The following is a 9,276-nucleotide window of genomic DNA, read 5'->3' on the forward strand; positions in this document are numbered from 1 at the left end:
CCCGATGGGCCGGGATATTCCCAAGGAATTTCTGGGCCAGCCCTGTGCGGATCATCCGGCGGCGGGCAGTGGCGATTGCTGCCATTCCGCCGTCACACGCGCCTATCGCGAAATGCGGTCGCGTGGTGTGCCGGATACGCATTGCCTGGATGTCGCCATGGCGGTCTATCAGTGGCACCACCCGGAAGCGGAGGCCGTATCAAGTGCGGCCATCGTCGGATCCTGGGTTCTGGGCCAGACCCGGCACTGAGGCTGGGTCACACTTCGATGAATTCCTGATCCTGAACCGCGTATCAGAGCAGCGTATTCAGGACCATGGCGATGAAGGCGGCGACGGACAGGACCGTGGCGGCTTCGATCGCGCTGACACCGTCCTTTAGGAAGGCACCGAAACCGGACAGGACTTCGTCAGCGTCATGGGCGGCGGCGTTGATATAGGCGGACATGGAACTTCTCCTTGATCTCGATAGTGTCGGGGGAAAGGTGTCGCCGGCTTACAGCATCACATGCAGGCTGAGCGTCATCAGGGCGCCGATGGCCAGAACGGCGACCGCTTCGATCATGTCGGCGGCGGTCGGCAGCGAGGCGAAGAAGCTTTCCACGATGTTGTCATCGGCGGCTTCGATCTGGTTCGTCAGGCTGGTCATCTTCATCTCCGTGGGTTCGTGTCTTTCGATGACCCTGTATCAGCAAAGACTGTGCCAGCCGGTATTTGGGCATATTCTGGAAAATATCCAGGCATATTGAGAGCAAATTTGGCTATAAAGTGACATAGGAAGCCAAATGATGGCGGATCGGTGACGGGTTCATCGCGATGATTGTCCGAAAATGAACAGGGACGGGTGCCGGACTGTCCGCCAATGGACGTTTGCCCCAACAGTGTCGCCCAATCGCCCGAACGGCGTGATGCAATCCTGTCATGCATTGGCAGGGGGCTCCTGGTCGCTGCCTTTCACCCCCCAGGCAATTCGGGAATTTCAAAGGGATGGCAAGAAACACCCTCAGAATCTCAAGACAGGCCCCATCGTTCACGGCAACCTGAACCCAAGAAAAAGGCCCCCGCACTGCTGTGGTGCGGGGGCCTCAATCTTACAGAAGTGTCAGGCTGCCGGCATGTCTACCGCCGGCGCCTCCGGTCACTCGCCAAACACGCGGCGGAAGATCGTGTCCACATGCTTGGTGTGGTAGCCCAGGTCGAAGGCGTCGTCGATGGCGGCCTCCGTCAGGTGCTTCATCACCTCGGCGTCGGATTTCAGCATGGTGCGGAAATCCTTGCCTTCCAGCCAGACCGGCATGGCATTGCGCTGCACCGCGCGATAGGAATCCTCGCGGCTCATCCCCGCCTGTGTCAGGGCCAGCAGCATGCGCTGCGAATTATGCAGGCCGCCCAGCATGTCGAGGTTCTTCTGCAGGTTCTCCGGATAGACCACCAGCTTGTCGATCATGCCGGTGGCGCGCGCCAGGGCGAAATCCAAGGTCACGGTGGCATCAGGGCCGATCATGCGCTCGACGGAGGAGTGCGAGATATCGCGCTCATGCCACAGGGTGACATTCTCCAGCGCCGGGGTGACATAGCCGCGCACGATACGGCTCAGGCCCGACAGGTTCTCCGACAGCACCGGGTTGCGCTTGTGCGGCATCGCGCTGCTGCCCTTCTGGCCGGGCGAGAAATATTCCTCCGCCTCGCGCACTTCGGAGCGCTGCAGGTGGCGGACTTCGGTCGCCAGATTATCCAGGCTGGCGGCTATCACGCCCAGGGTCGCGAAGAACATGGCATGGCGGTCGCGCGGGATCACCTGGGTGGAATGCGGCTCCACGCTCAGGCCCAGCTTTTCGGCCACATATTCTTCCACGAACGGGTCGATATTGGCGAATGTGCCGACGGCACCCGAAATGGCGCAGGTGGCAATCTCGGCCCGGGCGGCCAGCAGGCGCGTCTTGTTGCGGGCAAAGGCAGCGTAGTGGCCGGCCAGCTTCACGCCGAACGTCGTCGGTTCGGCATGGATGCCGTGGCTGCGGCCAATGGTGGCCGTGTACTTATGTTCCAGCGCGCGGCGCTTCAGGGCGTCCAGCAACTTGTCCAGGTCAGCCAGCAGCAGGTCGGCAGCCTGGGTCATCTGTACCGCCAGACAAGTATCCAGCACGTCGGAGCTGGTCATGCCCTGATGGACGAAGCGTGCCTCCGGCCCGACATGTTCGGCCAGATTGGTCAGGAAGGCGATGACGTCATGCTTTGTCTCGCGCTCGATCTCGTCAATGCGGGTAATCTCCCAGGCGCCGCGGTCCCACACGGCCTTGGCGGCATCCGCCGGGATCACGCCCAGCTTGGCCTGCGCGTCGCAGGCATGGGCTTCAATCTCGAACCAGATGCGGAACCGGTTCTCCGGGTCCCAGATGCGGGTCATTTCGGGGCGGGAGTAGCGGGGGATCATGTTGGTCGGCCCTGGCGCGTGGAAAGGTGGCGGGAAAGGCGGGGCGGACCATAAGGGCAAGTGGCGGCCCTGACCAGTGCCGCGCCTGACAGGGTGCCATGCCCGCCACCTGTGGCAGCCGCGCCACGCTGCATCAGGATCACCACCCCCACACAAAGGTCGGGGTTACAGTTTTGTGACAAACCCCGCCACTCTGTGCCTGTATTGATGTGCTGGCCAATATTGATCGGGTCGACCCCATCATCGGCCCAAATCATTTGCAAAGCACATCATCGATGACATTGCCGCGGACCTGCGCGGATTGGTGAAGTACCCGACATCTTTGCCCGTGACGGGAGCATCCCGTCATGAATACGTCATCCAAATGCAATGAACGAGTGCCCCGCCACGGGGCCGCCCATGGGAGGATTTGCTGATGAGAGTGTCACCCCGGATATCCGCCGCCCTTCTGGCCGGTGCCGCCCTGTTCGCCGTTTCCGCGTCCTCCGCCATGGCCCAGCAGGCCCCGGCACAGGCCAGCGAGGTCGAGGCGTTGCGTGCGCAGGTTCAGGCCCTGATGGCCCGTATCGACAAGCTGGAAAAGACGCCCAGCACGCCCGCCGGTCCGCCGGCCAGCAAGGATGCGCCGCTGGTATCCGCCGACGCCTTCAAGGCACCGCAGGTCGTGCAGTCGGGCAATGGTAAGTTCAAGCTGAGCCTGTCCGGTCAGGTTGGCCGTGCGATCGAATATGCCGATGACGGCTACAACACGGACACCATGTTTGTGGACAATGCCCAGGCATCGACCCGCCTGCGGATTTCCGGTCAGGCGAAGCTGGACGATAACTGGACCGCTGGCAGCGACATCGAGTTCGAGACCAGTTCTGGCTCCTCCCGCGCCACGGGCTTCGGCACGGATGGGGGCGCCTTCTCCGTCAATGAGCGCAAGATGGAGTTCTGGGTCCAGCATAAGAATTTCGGTCGCATCTGGGTCGGCCAGGGCGACACCGCCACCAACGTCACCTCGGAAGTCGATTTGTCCGGCACGGCGACCTTGATCAGCCACACTGACGTCGGTTCGCTGTTTGGCGGGGTGCTGTTCCGCAACAAGGCGACCCGTGCGAATGGCCCGAACATCAATACCGTCTTCAATAATTTCGACGGCCTGAGCCGCGATGACCGTATTCGTTACGACACGCCGAGCTTTGGTGGCTTCATGCTGTCCACCAGCTTCATTGAAGGTGGCGCCACTGACTTCGCGGCACGTTACACCAGCAAGGTCGGCGATACGGACGTGGTGGCTGCCGTTGGTTACGCCGACAATGATGCCCGTACCGGCTTCGATACGCAGACCAACGGCTCCATCTCCGTGAAGTTTGCCAACGGCTTCAACATCACCGCCGCTGCCGGTACTCGCGATATCGGCCCGCGCAACAGTGACTTCTGGTACGGCAAGCTGGGCTATCTGGCCAACCTGACGGGGCTGGGCAACAGCTCCTTTGTGGTCGATTACCTGGTTCAAAAGGATCTGGCGGTGGCCGGCGGCGACGCCAAGGCATGGTCGGTGGGTTATGTGCAGACCGTCGATGCTTTCTCCACCGATTTCTATCTGATGTTCCGCAATCACAGCTATGACACGCCAACCACCAGCTTCAAGGATATCAACGGCCTGATCTCGGGCGCGCGCGTCCGCTTCTGATCTCTTCTGTTGATGTCACCGCAGCCCGGTCGGTCGCGGTTTGGCCCGGTTTCCGCATGATCCGTGCGGGAACCGGGCCTTTCTTTGCGCCGATCCGTTGTTGACCCCCGTTCCAATCATGCTATGTCCCCTGTCTTAAGTCTGTTGAAGGTTGGATCGATGGAAGCGGGTGAGGCGGGATTGGGGGGCTGGCAGCTGGCCTTGGTGGTGCATGCGGCCCTGACCCTGGCGGCTCTCTGGCCTGCACGCCGCCTGATGCAGCGGGCGGGTTTGCCCATGGCCTGGATCGTCTGGCTGGTGCTGCCTTTGTTCGGCTGGGCCGTGTTTGCCAGCCTTCTTGCATTCAAGACCTGGCCCCATCTGCCGCCGCGCCCGGAAAAACTGCATCCGCGTGAAAGACTGAAGCGGCAACGGGCCAAGGAACAGGCCGCGAAGGGGGAGGGCTGAACCATGCCGCGCTATGGCGATCTGGTGGATATGCTGTTCTTCCTGCCGGGCTGGGCTTCCATCCTTGTGGTCGTGCTGACCATTACCTGGACCGTTTGCATGGTGGGCATTGCCCTGGGCAAGACGGGGCGCAACCCGCTTTGGGCCATGGCGGTCTTCCTGTTCTTTCCGCTTCTGACCGTGGGGCTGTGGATTGTGGCGCTGTTGCGCTGGCCCCGGCTTGACCAGAAGCCATGAGGGCAAGGTCCCTTCATCCCTATCTGGATCATCCCGGTCCTATCCCCTTCGCCCATCGCGGTGGCGGCCTTGAAGCGCCGGAAAATAGTCTGGCCGCCTTCACGCGTGCCATCGACCTTGGCTATCGCTATATCGAAACCGATGTACAGGTGACGGGGGACGGGCATCTGGTCGTCTTCCATGATCCCGTTCTGGAACGCCTGACCGATGGCCAGGGCCGCATCGGCGATCTGCCCTGGTCCGCCATATCACAGGCGCGGGTGGCGGGTCGGGAACCGATCCCGCTGCTGGATCAGGTGCTGGAGAGCTGGCCGGACCTGCGCCTCAATATCGATCCCAAATCCGATGCGGCGGCGCATGCGCTGGTCACGGCATTGCGCCGGCACAACGCGTTGGATCGCGTCTGTGTCGGGTCCTTCTCCGGCTCCCGTCTGGCACGGCTGCGGTCGGACCTTGGGGGCGACCTTTGTTCTTCTGCCGGTCCGTGGGAAGTGGCGCGGGTCTGGGCCGCCGGCCATGGCGTGCCCTTGCCGGCCCCGCCGGGCCCGCACTGCCTGCAGGTGCCCGTACGGCACAAGGGGCTGACCGTGGTCACCCCCGGCCTGATCCGCGAGGCCCACGCGCGCGGGCTTTGCGTCCATGTCTGGACAGTGGACGAGGCGGCGGAGATGGAACGCCTGCTGGATATGGGTGTGGACGGCATCATTACCGATCGCCCGACACTGCTGCGCGACGTCATGTCCCGCCGGGGCCAGTGGCCGGACGAGTTTACACGCTGAACAGCAACCGGGCCTCGGCACCGGTGCCTGTGTCCGTCATCCGGAAATCACCGCCCAACTGCTGGGTCAGCAAACGCACCAGACGCAGGCCCAGGCTGGGCACGGTGGCCGCGTCGAAACCGGGGGGCAGGCCCCCGCCATCGTCAGTGACCGACAGTTCGACACAGTTGCCATCGGCCATCCGGGCCGCAACCCTGACCCATCCTTTCTGACGGTCCACGAACGCATGTTCCAGGCTGTTGCTGACCAGTTCGGCCACCACCAGGGCTGCGGGGATGATTTTTTCCGACGGCAGGGGCAAGGCGGTCGCATCCACCGCCACTTCGATGCCGGCGGGCGCGCCGGCACGGGCGACATCCTCCACCAGTTCCGACAGGAAGCCGGCGAAATTGCCGTGGCTGTTCTCCGGGTCGTGCAGGCGGCGCTGGATCTTGCCGATGGTGGCCAGCCGCGTGGAGGCATCGGTCAGGGCGCGGCGCGCCTTTTCATCCGTGACATCGGCCTTTTGCAGGGCCAGCAGGGCGGAGACGATCTGGATATTGTTGGAGACGCGGTGCTGCAGCTCTGCGAACAGGACGGCGCGGTGGGCGGCCAGTTCGCTGGCCTCCTGCTCTGCCTTTTTGGCGCGGGCCCGTTCCTGCCGCACCCGTGCCAGCGCGATATTCATCACATGGATGATGGCGATATCGATGGCGACGATCAGGACAAAGAAGCCCAGGGCCAGCGCGCTGGGCCCGTCCAGCCCGAACCCGTCGGGCGGAATAAAGAAGTACCAGGCGGCCAGCGCTGACAGAACGGCCGCCAGGATGCCGGGCCACAGGCCCGCAAAGAAGGCTGTCAGGATAACGGCGGGAAAGAAGGTCAGAAACGGAAATCCCGGCGGCAAGGCCGCCTCCGTCGTCCAGCGCACCACCAGGGCAATGCCGAAGGCCAGCAACGCGAAACCATAGGCGAAGAGCGGGGAACGTCTGCCGGTTTCAATTGCGAGAAGGAGCGCCATCAGGACCGGCCTTGGCCAAGCGGTGATTTTCTCGCGGGACCATAACAACATTCCGGGGTGCCGTCGTGGTGGTAATCATAACGGCGAGGCCCAGGTACCAGCGGGAACAGTATCAATGCTGCCCCCCATCGGGCGGCATCCGCTCCGTCATCTCTTTATGCACCGCCTCATCATGGCCGCTGCGGCTGGAGAAGAAGACCAGCGCCATCAGCCCGCCGCCAACCACCAGGGAGCCCAGAATCCCAAGGCCTAGCGCGATAAATCCATGCAGGCTGATCCCCTGTTCCGGTCCGCCACCGCCCATCGCGTTCCACGCCATGACACCGCCGACCGCCGCCGCCAGCAGCATGGCCAACAGGCAGACGATCATCAAAAGGCCTCCGCGGCTCATCTTCCACCCTCGTCATTTGTCACAGGTGACCCGGTGCGATATGGGGTTTGTCGCTGTTGCCGGCCAGCCCCCATGCGGATGCGGGCCTCATGGTCTGGACAGGTGCCATCGCCCCCGATAACTTCCGTGCCCGGTTCAACCTGTTACCGCAACGGATATTACCCATGAAGAGCGGCGTGAAGAAAGTCGTGCTGGCCTATTCGGGCGGCCTCGACACCTCGGTTATCCTGAAATGGCTGCAGGAGACCTATGCTTGCGAGGTCGTGACCTTCACCGCCGATCTCGGCCAGGGTGAAGAGCTGGAGCCCGCCCGCAAGAAGGCCGAGCTGCTGGGCGTGAAGCCGGAAAACATCTTCATCGACGATCTGCGTGAAGAATTCGTGCGCGACTTCGTGTTCCCGATGTTCCGCGCCAACACGCTGTATGAAGGCACCTATCTGCTGGGTACCTCCATCGCCCGTCCGCTGATCGCCAAGCGCCAGATCGAAATCGCCCGCCAGGTCGGTGCTGACGCCGTGGCCCATGGCGCCACCGGTAAGGGCAATGATCAGGTCCGGTTTGAGCTGGGCTATTACGCACTGAAGCCCGACGTGACGGTGATCGCACCGTGGCGCGAATGGGACCTGAACAGCCGCACCCAGCTTCTGGAATTTGCCGAAAAGCACCAGATCCCCATCGCCAAGGACAAGCGCGGCGAGGCCCCGTACAGCACGGATGCCAACCTTCTGCACATCTCCTACGAAGGTAAGGCCCTGGAAGATCCGTGGGTGGAAGCCGACGAGGACATGTACACCCGCTCCGTCGCGCCCGAAAAGGCGCCGGACGAGGCCGAATATGTCGAGATCGAGTATGAGAAGGGTGACGCCGTCGCCGTCAATGGCGTGCGCCTGACCCCGGCCGCCCTGCTGACCGAACTGAACCGTCTGGCCGGCAAGCATGGTATCGGTCGTCTGGATCTGGTGGAAAACCGCTATGTCGGCATGAAGTCTCGCGGCGTTTATGAGACGCCGGGCGGCACCCTGCTGTCGGTTGCCCATCGCGGCATCGAGAGCATCACGCTGGATCGCGAGGCGCTGCACCTCAAGGACGAGCTGATGCCGCGCTATGCCAAGCTGATCTATAACGGCTTCTGGTTCAGCCCGGAGCGTGAGGCGCTGCAGGCCCTGATCGACAGCACCCAGCAGCGGGTGAATGGTGTCGTCCGGCTGAAGCTGTTCAAGGGTTCGGCCCGCGTGGTGGGCCGCAAGAGCCCGAACAGCCTGTACCGCCTGGATTATGTGACGTTCGAGGCTGACAGCGTCTATAACCAGAAGGACGCGGAAGGCTTCATCAAGCTGAACGCGCTCCGCTTGCGCCTGAACAGCATCGCCAAGGGTCTGTAAGACGGTTCTTGGTTTGATGAAGGTGAAAAACCGCCCGCATCCCCTCCGGATGCGGGCGGTTTTGTTTATGGTGCGATACCTTCCACCGGTTTCAGGACCGCACCCTCGGGTAGGTCGATCAGGAAACGGTCGGCCAGGATGTGGCGGAACGTCGCCTCGTCCGTGATCTGCATCTCTTCCACCAATTCACCCTGCAGCCGTCGGCGGTAGAGGCCGTTCAGCAATGTATGGCGCTCCGTCAGGGTGGTGCGGGCGGCCACCCGGTTCTGCACGAAACGGGAGGCGGGGTGGGTGGACGTATAATGGTTGCCGAAGATCAGGTCGTATTCCACGACCTCTTCCTGCCCGAACCAGTAAAGCCCGAACCAGCCGCCATCGCGCCAGACCTCCAGTTCCCATCCCGGTGACCAGTCGGAAGCACGCAGGCGCCAGCGGTCCCCGGCGCTGTCATATTCACCCGCAATCAGGGGCAGGGGTTCGGCCAGACACGATCCGCCGAACCCGACATCGCAGACATGGGCCTGTCCAGCGATGGTGACCAGCAGCATCAAATGGCTGCGCCCGCCGGGATCACCTCCCATCCGCACCCGCGCCACGCGCCGCGTGACAGCGAACCCGATGGCTGTCAGCGCCATGGCAAGCAGGCTGTTCTGTTCAAAGCAGTAACCGCCCCGCCGCTTCCCCACCAGCTTGGCCAGGATGGCATCGGGTTCCAGCCGGATGGGCAGGCCCATCTGGATATCCAGGTTTTCGAACGGAATCGTGCTGGCATGGGCGACATGGATGGCGCGCAACGTCGCCAGATCGGCAAAAGCCGGGCCGTCATGGCCGATACGGGCCAGGTAGGCTTCAAGGTCGAACGGATCGGAATGAGTGTCGGACATGGTGGCCGGCATCCTGGCAAAGCGGGAAAGCATCCATCCCTTAAGC

General features: G+C 62.8%; 12 protein-coding genes. 6 read left to right on the forward strand and 6 right to left on the reverse strand.

Features of this window, described 5'->3' with window-relative positions; all coding sequences use genetic code 11:
* Window positions 1-4 precede the first annotated feature (4 nt).
* On the forward strand, window positions 5-250 hold the full coding sequence (locus tag ACODSP_RS05950; protein WP_488964707.1) for a hypothetical protein: 246 nt from the start codon (window positions 5-7) through the stop codon (window positions 248-250).
* 43 nt (window positions 251-293) lie between these two features.
* Here the strand turns inward: ACODSP_RS05950 and ACODSP_RS05955 are convergent, their stop codons facing one another.
* From ACODSP_RS05955 to purB, 3 genes are all read right to left on the reverse strand, one after another.
* Complete coding sequence (locus ACODSP_RS05955; RefSeq protein ID WP_156344586.1) at window positions 294-446, reverse strand: hypothetical protein; 153 nt, start codon at window positions 444-446, stop codon at window positions 294-296.
* Window positions 447-494: 48 nt separating this feature from the next.
* Window positions 495-647 (reverse strand): hypothetical protein, encoded by a 153-nt coding sequence (locus ACODSP_RS05960; protein ID WP_156344585.1) that lies wholly within the window; start codon window positions 645-647, stop codon window positions 495-497.
* Between the two features lie 489 nt (window positions 648-1,136).
* The gene (gene purB / locus ACODSP_RS05965; protein ID WP_488964708.1) at window positions 1,137-2,432 is read right to left on the reverse strand and encodes an adenylosuccinate lyase; all 1,296 of its coding nucleotides are present in this window, start codon (window positions 2,430-2,432) and stop codon (window positions 1,137-1,139) included.
* Window positions 2,433-2,847: 415 nt separating this feature from the next.
* On the opposite strand from purB, the gene ACODSP_RS05970 reads away from it, so the two are divergent.
* The 4 genes from ACODSP_RS05970 (at window position 2,848) to ACODSP_RS05985 (ending at window position 5,573) form a co-directional block, all read left to right on the forward strand.
* Window positions 2,848-4,110 carry a porin gene (locus ACODSP_RS05970; protein WP_488964709.1) on the forward strand — a complete coding sequence of 421 codons (1,263 nt, stop codon included), beginning with the start codon at window positions 2,848-2,850 and terminating at the stop codon, window positions 4,108-4,110.
* Between the two features lie 159 nt (window positions 4,111-4,269).
* Complete coding sequence (locus ACODSP_RS05975) at window positions 4,270-4,557, forward strand: hypothetical protein (protein WP_488964710.1); 288 nt, start codon at window positions 4,270-4,272, stop codon at window positions 4,555-4,557.
* A gap of 3 nt (window positions 4,558-4,560) precedes the next feature.
* Window positions 4,561-4,794: a hypothetical protein gene (locus ACODSP_RS05980; RefSeq protein WP_488964711.1), complete on the forward strand. Its 234-nt coding sequence runs from the start codon at window positions 4,561-4,563 to the stop codon at window positions 4,792-4,794.
* Window positions 4,791-5,573, forward strand: a complete 783-nt coding sequence (locus ACODSP_RS05985) for a glycerophosphodiester phosphodiesterase family protein (protein ID WP_488964712.1) — start codon at window positions 4,791-4,793, stop codon at window positions 5,571-5,573. The genes ACODSP_RS05980 and ACODSP_RS05985 overlap by 4 nt, the downstream gene beginning before the upstream one ends.
* Here the strand turns inward: ACODSP_RS05985 and ACODSP_RS05990 are convergent.
* Window positions 5,563-6,573 (reverse strand): sensor histidine kinase, encoded by a 1,011-nt coding sequence (locus tag ACODSP_RS05990; RefSeq protein WP_488964713.1) that lies wholly within the window; start codon window positions 6,571-6,573, stop codon window positions 5,563-5,565. The two genes, ACODSP_RS05985 and ACODSP_RS05990, sit on opposite strands and share 11 nt — an antisense overlap.
* A gap of 112 nt (window positions 6,574-6,685) precedes the next feature.
* Window positions 6,686-6,943 (reverse strand): hypothetical protein, encoded by a 258-nt coding sequence (locus ACODSP_RS05995; RefSeq protein ID WP_488964714.1) that lies wholly within the window; start codon window positions 6,941-6,943, stop codon window positions 6,686-6,688.
* A gap of 185 nt (window positions 6,944-7,128) precedes the next feature.
* Here ACODSP_RS05995 and ACODSP_RS06000 point away from each other — a divergent pair, with 185 nt between their 5' ends.
* Complete coding sequence (locus tag ACODSP_RS06000) at window positions 7,129-8,346, forward strand: argininosuccinate synthase (protein WP_054168156.1); 1,218 nt, start codon at window positions 7,129-7,131, stop codon at window positions 8,344-8,346.
* A 65-nt stretch (window positions 8,347-8,411) separates the two neighbouring features.
* On the opposite strand, the gene ACODSP_RS06005 is transcribed toward ACODSP_RS06000, so the two are convergent.
* On the reverse strand, window positions 8,412-9,230 hold the full coding sequence (locus ACODSP_RS06005; protein WP_488964715.1) for an arylamine N-acetyltransferase family protein: 819 nt from the start codon (window positions 9,228-9,230) through the stop codon (window positions 8,412-8,414).
* Between the last annotated feature and the right edge of the window lie 46 nt (window positions 9,231-9,276).

Source organism: Niveispirillum sp. FG156, from assembly GCF_057809555.1.

What these genes read in the sequence shown, in the direction of transcription:
- ACODSP_RS05985 (WP_488964712.1), top strand. Translation starts at nt 4,791, where the DNA reads ATGAGGGCAAGGTCCCTTCATCCCTATCTGGATCATCCCGGTCCTATC.
- ACODSP_RS06005 (WP_488964715.1), bottom strand. Translation starts at nt 9,230, where the DNA reads ATGTCCGACACTCATTCCGATCCGTTCGACCTTGAAGCCTACCTGGCC.
- ACODSP_RS05970 (WP_488964709.1), top strand. Translation starts at nt 2,848, where the DNA reads ATGAGAGTGTCACCCCGGATATCCGCCGCCCTTCTGGCCGGTGCCGCC.
- ACODSP_RS05995 (WP_488964714.1), bottom strand. Translation starts at nt 6,943, where the DNA reads ATGATCGTCTGCCTGTTGGCCATGCTGCTGGCGGCGGCGGTCGGCGGT.
- ACODSP_RS05990 (WP_488964713.1), bottom strand. Translation starts at nt 6,573, where the DNA reads ATGGCGCTCCTTCTCGCAATTGAAACCGGCAGACGTTCCCCGCTCTTC.
- ACODSP_RS05960 (WP_156344585.1), bottom strand. Translation starts at nt 647, where the DNA reads ATGACCAGCCTGACGAACCAGATCGAAGCCGCCGATGACAACATCGTG.
- ACODSP_RS06000 (WP_054168156.1), top strand. Translation starts at nt 7,129, where the DNA reads ATGAAGAGCGGCGTGAAGAAAGTCGTGCTGGCCTATTCGGGCGGCCTC.
- ACODSP_RS05950 (WP_488964707.1), top strand. Translation starts at nt 5, where the DNA reads ATGGGCCGGGATATTCCCAAGGAATTTCTGGGCCAGCCCTGTGCGGAT.
- ACODSP_RS05955 (WP_156344586.1), bottom strand. Translation starts at nt 446, where the DNA reads ATGTCCGCCTATATCAACGCCGCCGCCCATGACGCTGACGAAGTCCTG.
- ACODSP_RS05975 (WP_488964710.1), top strand. Translation starts at nt 4,270, where the DNA reads ATGGAAGCGGGTGAGGCGGGATTGGGGGGCTGGCAGCTGGCCTTGGTG.
- ACODSP_RS05980 (WP_488964711.1), top strand. Translation starts at nt 4,561, where the DNA reads ATGCCGCGCTATGGCGATCTGGTGGATATGCTGTTCTTCCTGCCGGGC.
- purB (WP_488964708.1), bottom strand. Translation starts at nt 2,432, where the DNA reads ATGATCCCCCGCTACTCCCGCCCCGAAATGACCCGCATCTGGGACCCG.